General features: G+C 63.1%; 13 protein-coding genes. 5 read left to right on the forward strand and 8 right to left on the reverse strand.

The window, feature by feature from the left end; all coding sequences use genetic code 11:
• Positions 1-116 precede the first annotated feature (116 nt).
• The 4 genes from repA to GR197_RS19520 all read left to right on the forward strand — a co-directional run bounded on the left by repA (position 117) and on the right by GR197_RS19520 (position 4,986).
• Positions 117-1,313, forward strand: coding sequence for a plasmid partitioning protein RepA (gene repA, locus GR197_RS19505; RefSeq protein ID WP_164012453.1), 1,197 nt, complete (start codon positions 117-119; stop codon positions 1,311-1,313).
• On the forward strand, positions 1,310-2,305 hold the full coding sequence (repB, locus tag GR197_RS19510) for a plasmid partitioning protein RepB (RefSeq protein ID WP_164012455.1): 996 nt from the start codon (positions 1,310-1,312) through the stop codon (positions 2,303-2,305). Before repA ends, repB begins: the two co-directional genes overlap by 4 nt.
• A 153-nt stretch (positions 2,306-2,458) precedes the next feature.
• The gene (gene repC, locus GR197_RS19515) at positions 2,459-3,673 is read left to right on the forward strand and encodes a plasmid replication protein RepC (RefSeq protein ID WP_164012457.1); all 1,215 of its coding nucleotides are present in this window, start codon (positions 2,459-2,461) and stop codon (positions 3,671-3,673) included.
• A gap of 179 nt (positions 3,674-3,852) precedes the next feature.
• Positions 3,853-4,986 carry an RHE_PE00001 family protein gene (locus tag GR197_RS19520; protein WP_164012459.1) on the forward strand — a complete coding sequence of 378 codons (1,134 nt, stop codon included), beginning with the start codon at positions 3,853-3,855 and terminating at the stop codon, positions 4,984-4,986.
• A 178-nt stretch (positions 4,987-5,164) separates the two neighbouring features.
• Here GR197_RS19520 and GR197_RS19525 read toward each other — a convergent pair whose 3' ends face one another.
• From GR197_RS19525 to GR197_RS19535, 3 genes are read right to left on the reverse strand one after another with little or no spacing between them, the layout of a single operon-like run.
• Entirely contained in the window at positions 5,165-5,875 is a 711-nt protein-coding gene (locus GR197_RS19525) for a Bax inhibitor-1/YccA family protein (RefSeq protein WP_164012461.1), read from the reverse strand.
• Between the two features lie 20 nt (positions 5,876-5,895).
• Positions 5,896-6,663, reverse strand: a complete 768-nt coding sequence (locus GR197_RS19530) for an anti-sigma factor family protein (RefSeq protein ID WP_164012463.1) — start codon at positions 6,661-6,663, stop codon at positions 5,896-5,898.
• Complete coding sequence (locus GR197_RS19535; protein WP_164012465.1) at positions 6,650-7,189, reverse strand: sigma-70 family RNA polymerase sigma factor; 540 nt, start codon at positions 7,187-7,189, stop codon at positions 6,650-6,652. The genes GR197_RS19530 and GR197_RS19535 overlap by 14 nt, the downstream gene beginning before the upstream one ends.
• Positions 7,190-7,343: 154 nt before the next feature.
• Between GR197_RS19535 and GR197_RS19540 the strand changes: the two genes are divergently transcribed.
• A complete protein-coding gene (locus tag GR197_RS19540) occupies positions 7,344-7,649 on the forward strand; it encodes a hypothetical protein (protein ID WP_164012466.1) in 306 nt (101 codons plus the stop codon).
• Between the two features lie 23 nt (positions 7,650-7,672).
• On the opposite strand, the gene cueR is transcribed toward GR197_RS19540, so the two are convergent.
• The 5 genes from cueR to GR197_RS19565 form a co-directional block, all read right to left on the reverse strand.
• Positions 7,673-8,062, reverse strand: coding sequence for a Cu(I)-responsive transcriptional regulator (gene cueR, locus GR197_RS19545; protein ID WP_164012469.1), 390 nt, complete (start codon positions 8,060-8,062; stop codon positions 7,673-7,675).
• Between the two features lie 9 nt (positions 8,063-8,071).
• Entirely contained in the window at positions 8,072-10,594 is a 2,523-nt protein-coding gene (locus tag GR197_RS19550) for a heavy metal translocating P-type ATPase (protein WP_164012471.1), read from the reverse strand.
• Between the two features lie 121 nt (positions 10,595-10,715).
• On the reverse strand, positions 10,716-13,325 hold the full coding sequence (treY, locus tag GR197_RS19555) for a malto-oligosyltrehalose synthase (RefSeq protein WP_164012473.1): 2,610 nt from the start codon (positions 13,323-13,325) through the stop codon (positions 10,716-10,718).
• Between the two features lie 58 nt (positions 13,326-13,383).
• Positions 13,384-15,465, reverse strand: a complete 2,082-nt coding sequence (pbpC, locus tag GR197_RS19560) for a penicillin-binding protein 1C (RefSeq protein WP_164012475.1) — start codon at positions 15,463-15,465, stop codon at positions 13,384-13,386.
• A complete protein-coding gene (locus GR197_RS19565) occupies positions 15,465-20,930 on the reverse strand; it encodes an alpha-2-macroglobulin family protein (protein ID WP_164012477.1) in 5,466 nt (1,821 codons plus the stop codon). Before GR197_RS19565 ends, pbpC begins: the two co-directional genes overlap by 1 nt.
• Positions 20,931-21,085 lie beyond the last annotated feature (155 nt).

Raw genomic sequence — 21,085 nt, forward strand, 5'->3', positions numbered from 1 at the left:
CGGGCGGGAATGGCTTCTCGGCCCCTATTGTTGCCGCAAATTGCGAATCGTGTCACCTTCAATACGCTTTTTGACGCTATGTTGACGAAAAAGCGCATCGAAAAGGAATGAGTGTTTTGGACAACATTAGCGTATCGACGACAGATGTGCGGATCGAGCGGCATGCGAACCAGCTTTCGCGGCAACTGAAGCTGTTGCGCGAGAAGCTGTTTCCGCCGCTGTCGCAAAAGACGCTGCGCACATTTTCCTCAGGCGAGGCAGCCCAGATGATCGGCGTCTCGGACGGCTATCTTCGCCAGCTTTCGCTGGATGGCAAGGGGCCGCAGCCGGAGCTTTCCCAGAATGGCCGGCGCTCTTATACGCTCGGCCAGATCAATGAATTGCGCCATTATATGGCAAAGCTGAAGCCGAAGGATGCGCTGTCCTACCTTCCCTGGCGGCGCCCCGGCGAGAAGCTGCAGACGGTTGCCGTCACCAATTTCAAGGGCGGCTCGGCCAAGACCACGACCACGCTTTATCTGGCGCAGTATCTGGCGCTGGCGGGTTATCGGGTGCTGGCCATCGATCTCGATCCGCAGGCCTCACTTTCGTCCATGCTCGGCGTGCAGCCCGAATTCGATCTTTCCGATGGCGATACGCTTTATGGCGCAATTCGCTATGATGCCGATCGCAAGCCGCTGAAGGACATTGTCCGCAAGACTTATTTCGATGGTCTCGATCTGGTGCCGGGCAATCTTGAATTGATGGAATTCGAGCATGAGACGCCGCGCGCGCTCAGTGATCGCCAGCGGCCGGGCGAACTGTTTTTCCGCCGCGTCGGCATGGCGATTGCCGAGGTCGAGGCCGATTACGATGTCGTGGTGATCGACTGCCCGCCGCAGCTCGGTTACCTGACGCTCGGCGCCGTCTGTGCCGCCACGTCGCTGCTTATCACCATCCATCCGCAGATGGTCGATGTCGCCTCCATGTCGCAATTCCTGCTGATGACCTCGGATCTCCTTTCGGTCGTGCGCAAGGCCGGCGGCGATCTGCAGCACGATTTCATCAAATATGTCGTCACCCGTCACGAACCTTTCGATGCCCCGCAGTCGCAGATCGTCGCGCTGTTGCGCAGCCTGTTCAGCGATGACGTGTTGACGGCGACCATTCTCAAATCGACGGCGATCGCCGATGCCGGCCTGACCAAGCAGACGCTCTTCGAGATTGAGAAGGGGCAGGTGCGCCGCTCGACCTATGATCGGGCGCTGGAATCGGTCAATGCCGCTAACGGCGAAGTTCTCGCCGGTATTCACAAAGCCTGGGGCCGCACATGAGCAGACGCGATCGCCTGAAAGGTCTCTTCGACGATACGGCGCAGGAGTTGGCCGCGGCCAACTACGACGAGACCTCTTTGCGCGGATCGGCCGGACCGGTTCGGACGATGGCGTTAACGCTTGGACGCATGGAGGAAGAGAGCAGGGCGATGCAGGAGGCTTTGCTCTCCGGCGAACGCATCGTCGAGCTCGATCCCGGCCTGATCGATTCATCCTTCGTCCGCGATCGCCTTGCCGATCAGCCGCTCGATATCGAGGATGAACTGGTGCAGTCGATTGCCGAGAACGGCCAGGAAGTGCCGATTCTCGTTCGCCGCCATCCCGATGATGACGAGCGCTATCAGGTCGCTTACGGTCACCGCCGCCTGCAGGCCGTCAAGCTGCTCGGGCGCAAAGTGCAGGCGATCGTCCGCAAGCTCGACGATACCGATGTGGTCATCGCCCAGGGCATCGAAAATTCGGCGCGCCGGAACCTTTCCTATATCGAGCGGGCGGTCTTTGCCCTCAATCTCGAGCTCAAGGGTTTTGAGCGTCCCGTTATCATGAAGGCGCTGTCGACTGACAAGACCGAGCTGTCGAAGCTGATCTCCGTCGCCAAAGCGATCCCGGCCGATATCGTCAGCTCGGTCGGCGCTGCACCTGGTATCGGGCGTCGTAAATGGATGGCGCTTGCCCAGGACTGGAACGGAATGACAGCGGCGCGGCTCGCCAAGCTCGTCGGTTCGCAACGGTTCACGGCTGAGGAAAGCGACCGCCGCTTCGAGCTTTTGGTTGCCGAGCTCGCCAGGAAAGAGGCGAAGCCCGAACCTACGGAATATGACTGGAAGCCGAAGAGCGGCGGCAAAATTGCCGGCCGAATCAAGAGCGCCGGCAATTCCTTCACGATCGCGTTGAAAACCGGCGATGCGCCGGATTTCGGCGCCTACATTTCACGTCGTCTCGATGAGCTTTACGAAGCCTATCGGGCCGGCAGGTTAGAAGCAGGAGAGTAGGCCGCAAAAGAAAAAGCCTCCGAACGTTGCCGTCGCGGAAGCCTTTCTCATATCTGGACAATCTGAGAATCGCACTTCCTCGAATCGCTGTCAAGCACCTTCGGCATCCTTTTGGGTGGCAGATTTCTTTTGCCTTGAGAAAAGGTAAGGGACATGGAGCCTCAATATGTATCGACGCCCTTTGGGCGGCGATCGATGACGCTTGGCATGCTGGCAAGCCAGGAAAATGCCAGCAAGGTCGATCCGGACGCATCGGTCGACAAGTGGAAGATCTTTCGCGCGCTCTGCGAAGCAAAGGACATGGTCGGCGTATCGGACCGTGCGCTCGCTGTTCTCAACGCGCTGCTGACCTTTTATCCGAAGAACGAGATTGCCGAGGCCAACGGTTTCGTCGTCTTTCCGTCGAACGAGCAGCTGTCGCTGCGCACGCATGGCATGGCCGGCACGACGTTGCGACGGAACCTGGCGGCGCTGGTGGAAGCCGGCCTGATTATCCGGCGGGATAGCCCGAACGGCAAACGTTATGCCCGCCGTAACGGCCAGGGTGGCCTTGGAGAGGCGTTTGGCTTCAGCCTGGCGCCGCTCCTGGTGCGCGCTGGCGAGATCGAGGCGCAGGCGGCTCAGGTGCTTGCCGGAAAGCTCGAATGGAAGCGTCTGCGCGAGCGTCTGACACTGTGCCGGCGTGACATCGGCAAGCTCATCGAGATCGCCCTGGAAGAGGAAATTGCCGGCGAATGGATCGAGATGCAGAGGCATTTCAATCTTCTCTCGGCAAGCCTGCCGCGGCGTCCGTCGGTCGCCGAGATGGAGAGCCTGCTGGGCGACCTCGAAGCCTTCCGCGAAATGATTCTCAAGACGCTGGAATTCAAGACGAAATCACAAAAAACAGACGCCAATGATGGCCAAAACGGTCGGCACATACATAATTCAAACCCACACCCCATATCTGAACTTGAACCAAGCTTCGAACCGAAGCAGGGAGCAAAGCCGGAGGAAGAACCGCAGCCGTGGCGGGAGCCGCCAAAATCCTTTCCGCTTGCCATGGTGCTGCAGGCCTGCCCGGAGATCGTCGCTTATGGGCCAGGCGGCGGCATCGGCAGTTGGCGGGATCTGATGGCGGCGGCCGTCATCGTCCGTTCGACGCTGGGCGTCAGCCCAAGCGCCTATCAACTGGCCTGCGATGTGATGGGGCCGGAAAACGCCGCGACGGTGATCGCCTGCATCCTGGAAAGGGGCGGCCATATCAACTCGGCCGGCGGCTACCTGCGTGACCTGACACGGCGAGCCGAGCGCGGTGAGTTCTCGCTTGGGCCGATGTTGATGGCGCTGATGCGGGCAAATGGCCCGGCAGCGAGGAAAACCGGATGAACGGCGACGAAAAGTTTCGCGCCAGCTGCGACAGCTAGAACATATGCGGCGCGTCGCTCAGCCGTCTCGACCGCTTCCTTCCCTGACCATTTTGTTGAAATGCGCCGTTAACCATGTCATAGATGGCGGAAGGAAACGTCTCCTTTGCTTCCATTTGTGAAAAACCGTAAAGCTTAACAATGCGCTACGACATCGACGGTGTGATGCTTCAAACCCTGCTTCCGTCCCTTGCTGCAGCCGAGGACGCGGTGGCACGCCTGGACGAACGGGTGCTGCGCGCGCCGGTCGGTGAGGGCTTTGCCGAACGCAGCCATTTCTTCGATGCCGCCGGCGCGCTCTGGGTGGCCGGCGAACTTGTGCATGTCGAGGATCTGGTCTTGCACGATGCGCATATGGATAGCCGGGCACCCAGCCACGAACTGACGATCGCTCACTCGGTGCTGCGCGCACGCCGGCGCATCTGGACCGGCGACCCGGCCTGGGCGCTGGGAGCCGCTGGACTTGCGACGCTGACCGCGACGCTCGGGGAAGGGGAGGGGAAAGTGCCGGAGGTAACCAGCCTCGACGTTCCGCTCGAGACCGACGAAGAGGGTGGCGATGAGGACGGGCCGCTCGCAGCCGAGATGGCCGAGATCGATGCGCTTCTTGCCCGCTCGCAGAAGCTGCTCGATATCCACACGGGCAAAGCACCGGCAAGCGAGACGGCCGCTGTCGCCCCGGCAAGGCGCAATGACGATCCTCTCGGCTTGCTCGGTGACGACGAATGGGACGAGGAACAGCGGCTTGCGGAGTGGCGGAGCGTACAGCCCTTGGCCGATAGCTTGCCGCCGGTTCTTGGCGCCGTCATCCTTTTCGAAGCCTGGGAAAGGATCGAGCCATTGCGGCGTCAGCACTGGCTCGGCGGGCTTCTGGTCGCGAGCCATCTGCGCGCCCGCGGCAAGGTCACCTCGCATCTCTTCTCATTTTACGGCGGGCTGAAGCTGGTGCGCCATGAACGTCGCCGGGCGCGCGACCGAGCCACACGGCTGCAGGCCTTTTTGGAGGCGATGCATCTGGGGGCTGCGGCCGGGTTGAAGGAACTCGACCGGTTGTCGCTCGCCCGCACACAGATGGAACTGCGCTTTCGCGACCGCCGTTCGAACAGCAGCATGCCGGACCTTGCCGACTTCATTCTGTCGCGGCCGATGGTCTCGGCGGCGATGGTTGCCCGCCATCTGCGCATCACGCCACGCGGCGCTCTGAACCTCGTCAACGAGATCGGCATTCGTGAAATCACCGGCCGCGGCCGCTACCGCGCTTGGGGCATCATCTGAAAATAAGAACGGCCGGAGTGGCCCGGCCGTTATGGTTCTTTGTTTATCCATGTCGTTATTCCGGAACCGCTGCACACTTCCGGGCGACATGTATTTAAAGTGAACACCCGATCTGCCATCCTATCACAGAGTGCAGATCGGGTGCTCTTGCGCTTCCTTTGCCCCCAGAAGCGCGGTCCTATTCCCGCTCGCCCGTGAAGTTGAGCAGAAGCTGGAAGATGTTGACGAAGTTCAGGTAGAGCGAGAGTGCGCCGAAGACGGCGAGCTTCTGGTTCGATTCTTGATCGAAGTTTTCCGAATATTGTTCCTTGATGTTCTGCGTGTCGTAGGCGGTGAGGCCGACGAAGACGACGATGCCGATCACGGAGATGGCGAACTGCAGCGCGCTCGAACCCAGGAAGATGTTGACGACGCTGGCGATGATAACGCCGAACAGGCCCATCATCAGGAACGAGCCCATGCGCGACAGGTCACGCTTGGTCGCATAGCCGTAAAGGCTGGTGGCGCCGAACATCGTGGCGGTGATGAAGAAGGTCCGCGCGATGCTCATTCCGGTGAACACCAGGAAGACGGAGGCAAGCGACAGGCCCATCACGGCGCAGAAGGCCCAGAAGGTGATCTGCGCGGTGCTGGCCGACATCGTCTGGATGCGGAACGAGAAGAAGAACACGAAGGCGAGCGGCGCCAGCATCACCACCCACTTCAGCGGCGAGCCGAAGATCGGCACGTAGAGGGCCGGCGTCGAGCCGACGACGAAGGCGACGAGGCCGGTGATGACCAGGCCGAGAGACATGTAATTGTAGACGCGCAGCATGTGCTGGCGTAGGCCTTCGTCGAAGACGGCCTGGGTGCCGGCCACGGCGCCGTAGCGGGGATTGATCGGGTTCATGCTGATCTCCTCGGTTTGAACTAATAGAGTGAGCGGGCGAGCCGTTCGGCCGCCTGGTCGAGATTGAGACCGCTTTCGTCGGCGATCAGCGCGTAGGCGACCTCGCCGATCTGCCAATAGGCGGCTTCTGCTTTCTCAAGTGCAAGATGGCTGACCGGCTTTACCTCGAAGGCGCCCGGACGGACTGCGAAAAGCGACAGCCGCTTTCCCTGCGGCACCTCGATCGCCATCTCGACGCTGGGGCCGAATTCGGACGGGAAGATCTGCACGTCGGCGACCTTCCAGTCCTTAGGCAGTTCAGGCATCACGATCGCAGTGGCGGCGCGAATATCGTCAGCGCGATAGGTTGCCGGCGTCTGCGGTGGCATCGATTGGCGCAGAGCCGCGGTCTGATAGGCGCGGACAGCATCCTCGACATAGGCGGGTGCCGGCACGGAGGCCGATACCTCGGTTGCCGAGAACGCGCCGAAGGAATTATGCGCCACCCAGCCGGCGGTCACCAGAATACCGACAGCAGCAATGCGCTGCATCGAATGAAAGATGCGGCCATAGGAAAGGCCACGTTCCAGCCGGCGGGCGGCATCGCGGATCTCGGGGCGGCCGAAGACACTTTCGCCGGCAAGCGCCAGGCGCAGTTCGCCCTTGACGCTGAGGTCGGCCATGACCTTGGCGGCAATCGCCGGGTGGTCGGAAAGATAGGATTCTACCTGGATGCGGCGGGCGACATCGAGCTCGCCATCCACATAGGCGTTGAGATCGGCATCGAGGATCGGATCAATTGCTTTCATTGTCGTCCCCTCCGATCAGTCTCAGATGTGAAACACGCGGCGTCTTCTCCTCGAATTCGCGCAATTGCGCGCGGGCGCGGGAGATACGCGACATCAGCGTCCCCACAGGAATGCCGAGCGCATTGGCGGCTTCCTGGTAGGACAGGTCTTCGATCGCAACGAGATGAAGGGCCTCGCGCTGTTCCTCCGGCAGGCCGAAGAAGGCGTTGCGCACCTGCCGCAGCCGAACGGCATGTTCCTGGCCGGCCGGCAGCGACTGCTCGGCTTCGACAGCCGCTTCGTCATGTCGGCGCGTCAGCGACCGGTTCTGGCGCAGACGATCGATATGAGCGTTGTGCAGGATGGAGAGCAGCCAGGTGCGCAGATTGCCGCCGCTGCGGAAGCTCTTCTTCTTCTCCAGCGCCCGCACCAGCGCATCGTGCACCAGATCCTCCGCCTCGTCCGAATTGCGCACCAGCGAGCGAGCATAGCGCCTCAGCGCTGCAAGCTGTCCGATGACGTCGAAGGGGCGTTCTTTGCGTTCCATGATTGAGTATACGCAAGCACGGCCGATTTTATTCCTGGCGCAGCTAAAAAAATCGTGCGGGTCGAATATGCCGTCGCCGCATCTCAAATCCGCGATTGTTTATGACAATTACATGACAGATCATGACGCCGCTGATTTGAGGGGAAAATAAAGAATGAAAGATAAGAAGCGGGTCTACGAAGCTCTCGTAGACGGCGCCATGGAAGGGCTGACGGATCAGGCGCTCTATGATTTTGTCAAGGCGCGTTGTCCGAAGGCCACCAGCAAGAAGATCGTCCGGGCCTCGCTTCTCGCCCTGACCGATCCTCATCTGAGAGACCGCAATATCCTCGACGTGATCTATGCGCTTGCGATCAAGCATCGGCTGGATGACGGCGTGCTGGATGACGGCGAAGACGAGCCCGACGAGCGGCTACCATCCGCGCTGGCGGCCAATCAGAACATGCCGCAGCTTTCCTGAGCGCGCCGTCTGCGCCGACATGGTCAGCCGCCGTCCGAAAGTTCTTCGAGGATCGGACAGTCCGGCCTGTCATTGCCGCGACAGGCATGCACGAGATGCACAAGCGTGCGGCGTAGATTCGAGAGATCGCGGATCTTGCGGTCGATCTCGGCAAGCTTGGTCTCGGCGATATCCTTGACGTCGGCGCTTGCCCGGCTTTTGTCCTCATAGAGCGCCAGCAACTGGCGGCATTCCTCGACGGAAAAGCCGAGACCGCGCGAGCGCTGCAGGAAGCGCAGCTTGTGAACGTCGGTCGCGGCATAGTCGCGGTAGCCGTTTCCGCCCCTTTCGGGGCGGATCAGGCCGATATCCTCGTAATAGCGGATGGTCTTTGACGGCAGGCCGGAACGCTCGGATGCTTCGCCGATATTCATCATCACCTCCTATAATTTTGCAAAGCGCAGTCTCAGCGCATTTGAAATCACCGAGACGGACGACAGGCTCATCGCCGCCGCCGCGATCATCGGCGACAGCAGCAGCCCGAAGATCGGGTAGAGCACGCCGGCAGCGACCGGTACTCCGAGCGCATTATAGCCGAAGGCGAAGCCGAGATTCTGGCGGATGTTGCGCATCGTCGCCTCGGCTAACCGCCGCGCCCTGACGATACCGTTGAGATCGCCCTTCACCAGGGTAATGCCGGCGCTTTCCATCGCAACGTCGGCGCCGGTGCCCATGGCGATGCCGACATCGGCGGCGGCGAGCGCCGGCGCGTCGTTGACGCCGTCGCCGGCCATGGCGATGACCGCGCCCTTGGCGCGCAGCTCGTCGATCAGCGCTTTCTTGCCTTCCGGCAGCATGTCGGCGCGAACCTCGTCGATCCCGAGGCTTCTTGCCACGGCCCGCGCCGTCAGCTCATTGTCGCCCGTCGCCATGATGATCTTCAGGCCGCTGTCGTGCAGTGCCTTGATGGCGGCTGATGTCGTGGGCTTGATCCGGTCGGCAACGGCGACGAGACCGGCAAGGGCGCCGTCGACCACCACGAACATCACCGTCTTGCCCTCGCTGCGCAGGGCTTCGGTCTTACCGGCCAACGCCGAAGGATCGATGCCGAGATCGGCGAGCATCGCCGCATTGCCGAGCGCGATCATCGCGCCATCGGCAAGGCCCTGAACGCCTTTGCCGGTCTTTGCCTCGAAGCCGGTGACCTCGACGAAGGCGACGCCGCGCTCTTCGGCGCCTGAAACGATCGCCTCGGCGAGCGGATGTTCGGAGCCGCGCTCCAGGCTGGCCGCCAGCGACAGCAGCCGGTTTTCGTCGGTCCCACCCAAGGCGACGATGTCGGTAAGCTTCGGCTTTCCCTCGGTCAGCGTGCCTGTTTTGTCGACGATCAGCGTATCGACCTTGGAGAAACGTTCCAGCGCTTCGGCGTCCTTGATCAGCACGCCTTCTCCGGCGCCGCGCCCCGTCGCGATCATGATCGACATTGGTGTCGCGAGACCGAGTGCGCAGGGGCAGGCGATGATCAGAACGGCGACGGCGGCAAGCAGGCCATTCGCCAGGCTCGGCTCCGGCCCGACCGCCGCCCAGACGATAAAGGCAAGGATAGCTGCTGCGACGACCGCCGGCACGAAGAAGGCCGACACCCGGTCGACCGCCCCCTGGATCGGCGCCCGCGAGCGCTGCGCCTTGGCGACCATGTCGACGATGCGCGACAGGACCATGTCGGCGCCGACCTGCTCGGCCGACATGACGAGCGAACCGTTCTTGTTGATCGTGCCGCCGGTCAGACCGTCGCCCGTCGATTTCTCCACGGGCATGGGTTCGCCTGAGATCATCGATTCGTCGACGGTCGACTGACCCTCTAGGACGGAACCGTCCACCGGAACCCGTTCGCCCGGGCGCACCCGCAGCCGGTCGCCGGCCTCAATCTCGTCCACCGGCACGTCGCTTTCGCCGCCATCGGCATCGATGCGCCGCGCCGTCTTCGGTGCGAGGTCGAGCAAAGCGCGGATCGCCGAACCGGTGCGTTCGCGTGCTTTCAATTCCAGCACTTGGCCGACGAAAACCAGGGCGACGATGACGGCCGCTGCCTCGAAGTAGACGGGCACGGCCGCACCATGGCCACGAAAGCTCATCGGGAAAATGCCGGGTGCAAGCGTGGCAACGAGGCTGTAGACATAGGCGGTGCCAACGCCGAGACCGATCAGCGTCCACATGTTCGGGCTGCGGTTGACGACAGATGCCCAGGCGCGGCGGAAGAAGGGCAGGGCCGCCCACAGCACAACAGGCGTTGCCAGCAACAGTTCGACATAGGTCGCCTGCGGCTCGCCGATCGTTTCCCGGAGCGGCAGGCCGAGCATCGGACCCATGCCGAGGGCGAGCAGCGGCAGAGCCAGGATGGCGCTGACCCAAAGCCGTCTGGTGAAGTCGACAAGTTCCTGGTTCGGGCCGCCATCAGGCGGAATGCCCATCGGCTCCAGCGCCATGCCGCATTTCGGGCAATCGCCAGGCCGGTCGCTGACGACTTCCGGATGCATCGGGCAGGTATAGAGCGTGCCCTGCGGCGCCGGCTTTGCCGCCGGGCGGTTGCCGTCGCGATAGGCGGAGGGATTGGCTTCGAATTTTGTCTGGCAGTTGGCCGAGCAGAAATAGAATTTCTCGCCCTCGACTTTCAGAAAATGTTTCGCCGTCGAGCGATCGACAGTCATGCCGCAGACCGGATCCTTCGCCGTCAGGTAATCCTGCGGTGCGGCCGCAAATTTCGTCCGGCAACTCTCGGAGCAGAAATGATAGGGGCGGCCGGCATGATCGAGCGAAGGCCTGCCGGCCTCTGGATCAACGGTCATGCCGCAGACGGCGTCACGAATCATGGCGCCGGCAGTCTTTTCCGGGCCATGGCCGCAACAGCTGTGATCGCCGTTATAGGCGTGGCCGTGATGATGATCGTGATCGTGTTTGATATTCATGACTATCTCCGATGCCCCAGGGGCAGTTGGAGAGGCTTATCCACCTTCCAGCAACTGGAAGGTCAAGCGCTAATTTTAACAAGGCCGATTTTTCGAAGGCCGTCGCTCTATCGCCCGATCCTCAGATCGGGCTGATCAGCCCGACCGGCTGACTGCCGAGCAGGGCGGCGACCGCAATGCTGCCGCCGGGTTCGATCGTCTTGCCGGTCACCAGATCCGCCTTCAGCCCGTGAAGAGGGGAGGGGACGGCGATCGCCGTATCCTCCCAGAATTCCGGGCCGGAAAAGAGCACGCCAGGGTCGAGCCAGCCGAACATCAGCCGGGGTGCGGCGACGATCGCAAAATTGTCCTTTTGCACCCGGGCAAACGCCAGCACGTGCTCGCGCCGGCTGCCCGTCACCTTCAGCGGCAGATAGTCACCCTTGGCAAAGAGCCCCGGCTGCCGCTGGCGCAGCTGCAGGCCGATGGCAACGATGCGCTGCTTCAACGCGGCCGCCTGAAGCTTGGCGATCGGTCCGGCTTCATCAAGCCAGGCGGTGAGCCGTTCGTGATCGGCCGGGCGTCGGTTGTCGGGATCGACGAGGCTGAAATCGAAACCCTCGGAGCCCTGATAGATGTCGGGAATGCCAGGCGCCGTCAGCTTGAGGAGCGTTTGCGACAGGCTGTTGAGGTAACCGGCGGCGATGAAGGGCTGCAGCGCCCTTTCGAAATCCTCGAGGAAGGCGTCATTCTCGGGTGAAACCAGCGCCGCCGCATAGGCCCTCACCGCGTCTTCATAGGCGGCATTCTGTTCGATCCAGCCGGTGTGGAGTTTCGCCTCGCGCACCGCCTTGACCGCGTAATCGGTGAAGCGCTCGGCAAGCTCGGCCGTCCGCCCTCGGTCTAAATCCTCCGGCCAGATGCCGGCCAGCGCCTGATAGAGCATCCATTCGACATTCGGCTCCGGTGCGGCGCCCTCCGTCAGCTCCGTCAGCCATGGCCGGTTCATCTCACGCCAGCACGCCACCGCCTGCGCGAAAACATCCGCCCCCTCGCTCAGCGCATAAAGCCTGGCGCGTGCATCCTCGCCGCGTTTGGTGTCATGGGTGGCGCTTGCCGACAGCCCGTGCGGCTGCAGCCGCGCCCGCTCGGCCATGCGGCGATGAAATCCCTCCGGGCCATCGGGCGCCTTGCCGGGTTCACCGCCGACTTCGTTTACGGCAAGCAGCCTGTTATAGCGGTAGAACAGCGTATCCTCAGTCGCCTTCGCCATCACCGGCCCGCTCAATTGTTGAAAGCGGATCCGGAACTCATGGGCGGCATCCCCTTCGACCTTGCCTTCGAGAAGCCGCAGCACATGATCGAGCGCACGCCGATCATCGAGCCGGGCCATGGTTTGCGATGCGGTTGCGGCAAGGACGGCTGAATCCTGCCAAGCGAGCGGACCGCCGTCGCCATAGGTGCGGTAGACCGGGAAGGCGATCAGCAGTTCGCTCAGCGCCGTGGCGATCTCGTCTTTGTTTATCTCGGGAAAAATCCCCGCGGCGATCGCTGCCAGTCTGCCGGTCTCGCCGGCAAAGTTGCGCTCGACCATCAGCCGCTTGGCAAGCCGCCGGCCTTCCTCGAGATCGCCTGTCTCTCGGGCGACGTTGCGATAGGCATCGTCCAATCTGCGCAGGCCGCTGCCATCGACGAAGAGTTCGCTGAGTGCAGCGATGAATTCATATCCCGTTGTGCCCGAGACCGGCCAGCTCTCCGGCAGCGCTTCGCCGGCCCCGAGGATCTTTTCCACGACGATATAGGTGTCCGGCCCAACCGCGTCCCTGAGCCGGTCGAGATAGGCCTTGGGCTCGGCGAGCCCGTCGACATGGTCGATGCGCAGGCCCTGCACCTTGCCATGGTGCACCAGCTCGATCGTCAGCCGGTGCATGTCCTCGAACACGGAGGGATTTTCGACGCGGGTTCCCACAAGCCCGGTGACCTCGAAAAAACGGCGATAACTCAGATGCTGCGCCGCTTCCTTCCAATGGGTGAGCCGCCAATGCTGTGTCTCATGCAGACTTTTGAGAAAATCCCGATCGGACGAGACCTCCTCAAGTTTTTGCCGAAGGACTGCGCGATCGCCGCCTTCGAAAAGGATGTCGCGTATCGCGCGGTTGAAGTTCTCACCGGAGGTGACGGCCGCAGCCTCCGCCATTTTCGTTGCCACCGGATCGTCGAGCCGGTTGGCGATCGCGCCGTAACTGCTGGGGTTGAGCGGCAGCAGCGTCTCGAAATAACCGAAGGCGAAATTGCCATGCGTTTCGTCGAGCGTAATGCGCAGCTCGTTACCAGCAAGCGCCGCCTCGAAATCCTGGCCGAGCTGAGGCAGGGTCAACGGCTCGTTCCAGTCGATGTCGAAGTGGCCGGCATAGGCGCTCTGCCGGCCGAATATCAGCACGTCGCGCCACCAGCCGTTCTCAGGCGAAGCGGCCATGTGGTTCGGGACGATGTCGAGGATCAGCCCCATGCCGGCCGAAGCGAGGCTCTCCGTCAGCCGGTCGAACCCCGCGCGGCCGCCGAGCGCCGGGTCGATCTCGTTGGCGTCGGTGAGGTCATAACCGTGGGTCGAGCCGCTGACGGCGGTGAAGATCGGCGAGGCGTAGAGATGGCTGATACCGAGCGTCTTGAGATAGGGGACAAGACCGCAGGCGCGATCGAAGGTCATGCCGTTGCGGAATTGTATCCGGTAGGTCGCTGTCGGGAGTGTCATGAGGCCGCTGATTTTGGAAAGAGATCGTTCCCAACGGTTGTGGCCGGCTTTTGTTCCCTCAGTCGATAAAAACGCCAACACTTGCGGCGCGTCCGGTCGAGTCGATGACGGTCAGTTTCGAGTAACCGCCGCCATCGGGCAGCCATTGCTGGGTGCGCCGGCGGGAAAGATCGGGCAGCGGCTTGCCGTTGGCAAGCCAGCGGAAGGGCGCGCGGCCGCCGTGCAGCTTCAGCATCAGCGGCGACGGGTCGCCTGCGCCGGCGCCGAGATCGATATGGGCGCCCTCGGGTGGATAGACGATCTGAGGCGCGGGTTCGCGGCCGGAGGCGACGAGGAGGCCGCTGGCATTCAGCGCGAAACGCCGTTGGCTGATCGGCAGTTCGGACTGGGCGATGCGCACGGCGCCGGCCGGCGGGCGGGGCAAGGGCGTCGTCGCGATGCCGGATTTGGCGAAACCCTCAAACAGGATGGGTGCTGCGGTGCCATAGCCGGTCAGTCCCGGCACGGCGCTGTTATCCGGCCGTCCGACCCAGACGCCGAGCACATAACGCCCGTCATAACCGACCGACCAGGCGTCGCGGTAGCCGTAGCTTGTGCCGGTTTTGTAGGCGATGCCGCGCTGCGGCGCGCCGGCGGGGGGAATGACGCCGGAGAGAATATCGGCGACGTTCCAGACCGCCACCGGCTCCAAAAGCGGTTCGCCGTCGAGTTTGCCCGGTTCACCGGTGATGCCGTCGCCGAGCCTTGCCGGCTGGCCGCGATTGGCGAGCGCCGTATAGAGCTGCACCAGATCTTTCAGCGTGATGCCGATGCCGCCAAGACCGATCGCCAGTCCCGGCGTCTCGTTCGGCGGCAGGACCGGGCGCACCTCGGCGCGGCGGAAGCGGACCAGCAGCCGTGACGGCCCGACGGCGTCGAGCAGTTTGACGGCCGGCACATTCAAGGAGAGTTGCAAGGCCTCGCGCACGGTGACGTCGCCCTGATAGCTCATGTCGAAATTGCGCGGCCGGTAGCCGAAGAAATCAGCCGGCCGGTCCTCGATGATCGTCTCCTGGGAGACGAGGCCCTGCTCGAAGGCGAGCCCGTAAATGAAGGGCTTTAGCGTCGAGCCGGGAGAACGGTTGACGCGTGTCATGTCGATCCAGCCGGAGCGGCTGGCGTCGAAATAATCGGCCGAGCCGACCTCGCCGACGATCGCGCCGGTCTGCGCATCCGCCATCACCATGGCGAGCGAAAGCTTCGGCCCGAGTTTCATCGCCGCCGCCCGGGCGACCGCCTCCAGCCCCTGCTGCACCTGTTTCTTCAGCGTCGTCTGGTGCTTGAGGACATCAGGCTCCTTGCGCAGTGCAGCTTCGGCGACATGAGCGGCCAGCGCCGGCAATTGCATGCGTCGCATGGGGACAGCGACACCCTCGGCGCGCTCCGCCTCGCCATCGCCGACGGCCTCAGTCACGGCGACACGCTCAAGCACACGCTTGCGCGCCTCTTGCGCCGCCTTCAGATTGCGGTCCGGCCGACGCCGTTCGGGCAATTGCGGCAGGGCGACGAGCAGGGCCGCCTCGGCGATTGTCATGCGACGCGGCTCCTTGCCGAAATAGGCAAGGCTTGCGGCGCGCACGCCTTCGAGATTGCCGCCATAGGGCGCATGGGTGAGATAAAGATCGAGGATCTGTTCCTTCGACAGCCGCCGCTCGATCTGCACGGCACGCGCGAGCTGCAGCAGTTTTGCCGAAAGCGAACGTCCCGCCCGCGGCTCGATCAGCCGCGCCACCTGCATCGACAGCGTCGAGGCGCCGGAAACGATGCGACCGTTGCGGACGAATTGCGTGGCTGCCCGTCCGAGCGCCCAGGGGTCGACACCATTGTGATCGTAGAAACGCTGATCCTCATAGGCAATCAGCATGCGCAGGAATTGTGGATCGACGTCGGCAACCGTCGTCTTTAGCCGCCAGCGGCCTTCCGTCGTTGCAAAGGCGCGCAGCAACTGGCCGTCGGCGTCCAGCACCTCGGCGGAAACCAGGTCCGCTCTATCCAGCGGCGGCGGAAAGGCCTTGTCGGCGGCGTCGAGCGCAAGAAGAGCCGCGCCGGCAAGAAGGATGCCGGCGGCAGACCCGATCGCAAACTTGCGCCACAGGCTCATTATTGTGCTGCAACGACCTCCATCTTGCCGGTCGCTGTACGGGCCGAAAGTTCTGGCCGGTACATATCCTCGACGCTGGCGGCCGGATGGTCGTAGGTGCCGGGGGTGACGGCGCGCACGACATAGGCGACGTTGAATTCGCGCTCGTCGCCCTGGGCGCGGTTGAAGGCGGCGACGAAGCGGTCGTAACGGAATTCGGTATGGGCGGCGGAAATTTCGCCAATCCAATCGAAATTCGTCATCTGGGCGCTGTCGACCAGGTTCGGATTGTCGATCTCGAAACCAGCCGGCAGAAGGTCGGTGATGACGATGCGCGACGGCCAGTCGTTGGTCTCGCGCACATGGATGACGACGACGTAGCGTTCGTTCTGCTTGGCTTCGCTGACATTCGCCTCTTCGCCGTCGAGCGTGTAATAGCTGCGCTCGATCATGAAGCCGTCGCCGCCGGCCGGCAGCGGCACGGTCGGGGCGGCAACGGTGGTGACGACAGCCGAGACTGCGTCGCTCGTCTGGTTGGTCAGCGTCAGCGGATGGTCGGCGAGCGCATCGCCGCTCATGCGGGCCATATAGGCCCCGGTATGGGCCGCGCCGTTGACGTCGACCTTCGATCCGTCATCGCCGCCCTGAATGGCGCGAGCGGCAAGCAGCATCCAGGTCTCTTCCTGGGTGCTCTTATATTTGCTGCGACCCCATTCCTTGGCGACGGCCTTGGCAAGATCCGGGATGACGGGCGGCACCGGCCGGCTTTCCGCGGCGAGCGCCAGGATCGCCGCGCCATCGCGCAGGATCGTGCCGTAGTCGGTGTGCGACAGGTTCACCCGCGACACCATCGACTGCTCGGACATCTGCAGCGCGTCGACGAAGATGTTCTTCGAACGCTGGGCGTCGCCATAGAGCGCCAGTGCGGCGGCGATATGCGCCTTGGCAAGCGGCGTCGGGAAGTCGTTGATCATCGTATCGGCATAATAACGCAGATCGCTGATCGCCGCCTTCTTGTTGCGGGCGAGCACATAGATGGCATAGGCGATCTGGTCGCCCTGGCCCTTGATGTCGGTGGTGTAGGAGAGCGTGTTCTGCAGGTTTTCGAGCGCCTGAACGAAGGCCTTTTCCGGCACGTCATATTTCATTTCGCGGGCCCGCGTCAGGAAATCGGTGACGTAGCTATCGAGCCAGACGTCGCCTGAATCCGGTCCCCAGAGGCCGAAGCTGCCGGCCGAGGCCTGGTAGGAGAGCACGCGGTAGATCGCATCCTGCACGCGCTTGTGCACATCGTCGTCATTTTCGATGCCGGCCTGCTTCGCCACTTCGGCGAGATAGAGCAGCGGCAGCGCCCGGCTGGTGGTCTGCTCGGCGCAGCCCAAGGGATAGCGGTCGAGCGTCATCAGCAGCGCCGGGATGTCGAAGGCGGCCGAACGGGTGACGTTGACGCTGATCGAGGCACCGGGCAGCACGCTGTCGGCAAGCAGGTTCTTGTCAACGGTAAGCTTTGCTCCGGGCTTCAGCGCCAGCACCCTGCGTTCGGTGATCGGCAGGGATGACGGGCGCACCGGCACGTCGACGGTCTGGTCGAGCGAAAGGCCGGAGGCGTCGGAGAGGTTGATCGAGACGCTGCCGGCGCCCGGCTGTTTGCCGATGAGCGAGAGCGTCAGCTCGGATTTGGCGCCGGCCTCCAGCCGGATCGTCTGCGCGGCGGAGGCTTGGTCGATGCCGACCGCGTCATTGCCGGTCAGCTGCAGCTTGTAGTCGCCGGCCGGCGCATCGGTATTGGCGATGTCGAGGCGCAGATTGGCTTTGTCGCCGGGGGCGAGGAATTTCGGCAGGCTCGCGGTGACGACGACGGGATCGCGGATGATGACATCCTTGACGCCGTGGCCGACACCGGTCTTCGACCATGCCACCGCCATGACGCGCGCCGTGCCGTTGAATTGCGGAATGTCGAAGGAGACATTGGCCTTGCCGTCGGCGTCGAGCTTCACCGGTCCGGAGAAGAAGGCGACGAGTTTCTGCGTCGGCGGGCTTGCCTGCAGCGCAATGGCGCCGCCGTCGCCGCCGGTTCTAAGCTTGCCGGTTGTACCCAGCGAGCCGTCGATCAGCCGGCCATAGAGGTCGCGGATTTCAAGGCCAAGCTGCCGCTGGCCGAAATACCAGTCTTCCGGGTTCGGCGGTTCGTAACGCGTCAGGTTGAGAATACCGACATCGACGGCGGCAACCGTGACATAGGCATCTTCATTGGCGCCGGCGCCGGCAACCTGCAGGCCGATATTCAACGGTCCGCGCGGCAGCATCTTTTCCGGCGTGTCGAGCTTGACCTGCAGCGCCCGCTGCTCGGGATCGACCTTCAGCCATTTGATGCCGATCGAACGCATCGGCATGTGACTGTCCTGGGCATCGCCGGGGCGGAAGAGGGTGGCGGTCACGTAAGCGCCGGCGCCCCAGTCCGCGGTGACGGGGATATCGACCTCGCCGCCGGTTTCTCCCATCGTCGCATTCTGCACGGCAACCAGCTTTTCGGTTCCGGCCATGACCGTCAGCTCGCCGCCATAGCGCGAGGTGACTTTCAGCTTGGCGGTGTCGCCGACCTTGTAGCTGTCCTTGTCGAGGGCGATTTCCAGCCCGTCCGGTGTTTCGGTCGAGGTGGAGGCCACGAACCAGCCGGCGTCGAATTCGACGCTGGAGGTCGGGCCGTCGGCATCCGGGCTTTCCACTTCAAGGCGATAGCGGCCCCATTTCACCGGCACGGAGATCTTGCCGCCGTCCGTCGTCGCGTCGACGCTGCCATTGGCGATCTGTTCGGCGGTGTAGACCGGCTCGTATTTCCATGCCGTTCCCTCGCGATACCATTGGTACTCGCGGTTGAGGCTGTAGAATTTCCAGCGCAGGCCTTTGGCCTCCTGCCTCTCGCCGCCGGCGTTGACGCCGATCACCGTGAAGTTGGCGATCGAATTCTCGGGCAGATCGTCGGAAAATTCCGGCTTGATGCCGATCGAAGCGCGCTCATTCTTCACCGGCAGGGTCAGCGAACGCTCGATGGCACGGCCGCCGGCCTCCTGCATGCTGATATAGACGGTGGCGTTGAGCAGCTGGGTCGTTGCCGGCAGGTCGCCGACGGTCAGATCGGTCGAGGCTTCGCCGTTCTCGTCGAGTTCCGGCAGGCCGTCGATCGGCAGGCGCGAATCCTCGCTCGCCTCCTCGTCGGCAAGCCCGAAGAGGAAGCCCTTATAGGCGGCGCTCTCGCGTGTCGGCTTGACGACGACATTGCCCTCGAGCGTCAGGCCGGCGGCCGGTGCGCCATAGAGATATTTGCCGGAAACATTAATCGTCGCCGGCGTATCCGGGCCGATTTCCTTGGCCTCGGTCTTGATCTCCAGGTCGGTGCGGTCCGGCACGAAATCGTCGACCAGGAAACTCTTGCTGGCGATCGCACTGCCCTTGGGATCGGTATAGATGTTCATCGTCCAGGTGCCGCGCATGGCGTTTTCCTGGGTCGGGAAGTCGACGCTGTAACCGCCAAGATTGCTGGTCTGGCTGACGATCCGCCGATCTTCGACACCGTCGGGACGGCTGAAGATGAAGGTCAGCGGCAGGTTCTCGATGGCGTTGCCATCGGTGTCGCGGGCAAGCGCCTGGGCATGCACCGTTTCGCCGGCGCGATAGATGCCGCGCTCGGTGAAGGTCAGGACGTCGATCGCGCCGGGTGCGGCGCGGCCGGTCACGCCGCGGTCGGAGAGATCGAAGCCGGCCCGCGTCATGTCGAGGAAAACATAGTCCGAGGTACCGTTCTTTGCGGTGATGACGGCCGGTGTCAGCGCCGCCGTGCCGCGGATCAGGCCGGCGGTGAAAGTGGCGCGGCCGTTCTCGTCGGTCTTGGCGGTGCCGAGCACTTCATTGTTCTTGGCAAGCAGCTGCAGCTCGACGCCCGATATCGGCTTTGCCGAGGCAAGCGAACGGGTAAAGATGTTGAGCCCGTCCGTGCCGGCATAGGTGGTGATGCCGATATCGGAGACGAGGAACCATTGCGTCGCCTGCGAGTCCCACTCCTGCGCCGGGCCGTTTGGCCCCGTTGCCGTCATCACGTAGACGCCGGGCTTGCGCTCGGGCAGCGCTTCATCGACCGGGAAGCTGGTGACGATGTCCTTGTTGAGCTCGTCGGCAATCTCGATCGAGCCCTGCCAGACGAGTTCGCCGTTCTGATCCTGGATGTTCTGGGCGCTGTAGCCGTCGAGCTGGGTCAGGAATTGAGAGTTGGTCAAGAGCGGCGCGATGGCGCGATCGCCGATGCGGTAGAGCTTGAGGTTGGCAGAGGCCATGTTGACCGAGACGATCGGAATGCCGCGGCGCGCCGTCGAGGGCAGCACGAAGCTGTCGCCGGTGAAACGCACCATCTGGCTGCGGTCCTTGATATAGACGTCGATGCTGACGGGCGCTTCGAGCGCCTCGTCGACGGATGACGGCAGGCCGGTGCGGAAACCGAGCTTATAGGTTTCGCCATGCGTCAGCCCCTCGACGCAGATCTGCTTGTCCTTGGTTTCCAGCGCCTTGGGCGCTGCACCGTTCAGCGTCACGAAGGGCGTATAGTCGGTGGTCTTGATGAGTGCCTCGGAGAAGGTGACGCAGGCGCGCGGCGTGGCGCTGTCGGCATCGACCGTGTGTTCGGTGATGCGGAAGCCCTGCGTCGCCTTCAGCTGCAGGTAGGCTGTCTGCACATCCTCGGAGGCAACCAGCGCCAGGCTCGCCTTGTAGGCGTCGAGCGCCGGGCGGTAATTGGCGTTTCGGTCCAGGGCGTCGGCGAGGACGGCGAGCGCCTCGGCGCGCTTGGGCTTGGTGCGCGTCAACTCGTAGCCGTTCAGCGCGTCGAGCACGGCTTGGCCGCTCGTACCGCTCTCGGCGGTGCCGAGCGAAGCTGCGGCGCGGGCGGTTTCGAGCCAGAGATCGGCGTCGTCAGGGGTGATCGACAGCGCGCCATGGAAGGACTTGAGCGCGTCGGCAAGATTATTGGCGGTGAGGTCGAGACGGGCATTGGCGGTCAGGCTGTCGACGCCCTGGCCCTGCTGGTCGTCGGTCAGCTCAAGATTGTCCTTGAAGTCGTGGGCCTGCTGGATCAGATCGTTGGTCAGGAAGGTCAGGCGCGGCGCGGCGCCGAGATCCTGCTCCTTCTGGGCGGTGGTTTCGACGATCTTGCCGGCAATGGCGCCGGGGAAGGCGTTCATCGTCTTGAAATCGGACTTCAGGAAGCACCATTTCACCTTGGGATTGTAGGTAAAGGCCTTGCAGCTCTTATCGCCGATGCAGGAGGTCTTGCACTGATCGAGCGAGACATTCTGCTCGGTGCGAAGATCGAAGCCGAAGAAATCGGCGTCCTTGATCGTCTGGATGTCGCGCTTGGTCTCCGCAGCGGCGGCGGGAAAGCTGACGACCATGGTGGAAAACGCGATTGTCGCGAAAGCGAAAAACGAGCGCATGGACATAAAATTCCCCCCGGAAATGCTGGCTCTGACCGGCGGGCACTCTCCTCACTCCTCGCGAGATTGTCAACTCAGGTTGCATGCTGTTTCATCTTCACACAGGCGCTTTCGTCCGGCTGTCACATCGGCGTGAGTGATCGCCTTGTGATTTGCGGCCT

This window comes from Rhizobium phaseoli (assembly GCF_010668805.1).
GTDB classification, from domain to species: Bacteria; Pseudomonadota; Alphaproteobacteria; order Rhizobiales; family Rhizobiaceae; genus Rhizobium; species Rhizobium phaseoli_A.

What these genes read in the sequence shown, in the direction of transcription:
- repB (WP_164012455.1), top strand. Translation starts at nt 1,310, where the DNA reads ATGAGCAGACGCGATCGCCTGAAAGGTCTCTTCGACGATACGGCGCAG.
- repC (WP_164012457.1), top strand. Translation starts at nt 2,459, where the DNA reads ATGGAGCCTCAATATGTATCGACGCCCTTTGGGCGGCGATCGATGACG.
- GR197_RS19520 (WP_164012459.1), top strand. Translation starts at nt 3,853, where the DNA reads ATGCGCTACGACATCGACGGTGTGATGCTTCAAACCCTGCTTCCGTCC.
- GR197_RS19525 (WP_164012461.1), bottom strand. Translation starts at nt 5,875, where the DNA reads ATGAACCCGATCAATCCCCGCTACGGCGCCGTGGCCGGCACCCAGGCC.
- GR197_RS19530 (WP_164012463.1), bottom strand. Translation starts at nt 6,663, where the DNA reads ATGAAAGCAATTGATCCGATCCTCGATGCCGATCTCAACGCCTATGTG.
- GR197_RS19535 (WP_164012465.1), bottom strand. Translation starts at nt 7,189, where the DNA reads ATGGAACGCAAAGAACGCCCCTTCGACGTCATCGGACAGCTTGCAGCG.
- GR197_RS19540 (WP_164012466.1), top strand. Translation starts at nt 7,344, where the DNA reads ATGAAAGATAAGAAGCGGGTCTACGAAGCTCTCGTAGACGGCGCCATG.
- cueR (WP_164012469.1), bottom strand. Translation starts at nt 8,062, where the DNA reads ATGAATATCGGCGAAGCATCCGAGCGTTCCGGCCTGCCGTCAAAGACC.
- GR197_RS19550 (WP_164012471.1), bottom strand. Translation starts at nt 10,594, where the DNA reads ATGAATATCAAACACGATCACGATCATCATCACGGCCACGCCTATAAC.
- treY (WP_164012473.1), bottom strand. Translation starts at nt 13,325, where the DNA reads ATGACACTCCCGACAGCGACCTACCGGATACAATTCCGCAACGGCATG.
- pbpC (WP_164012475.1), bottom strand. Translation starts at nt 15,465, where the DNA reads ATGAGCCTGTGGCGCAAGTTTGCGATCGGGTCTGCCGCCGGCATCCTT.
- GR197_RS19565 (WP_164012477.1), bottom strand. Translation starts at nt 20,930, where the DNA reads ATGTCCATGCGCTCGTTTTTCGCTTTCGCGACAATCGCGTTTTCCACC.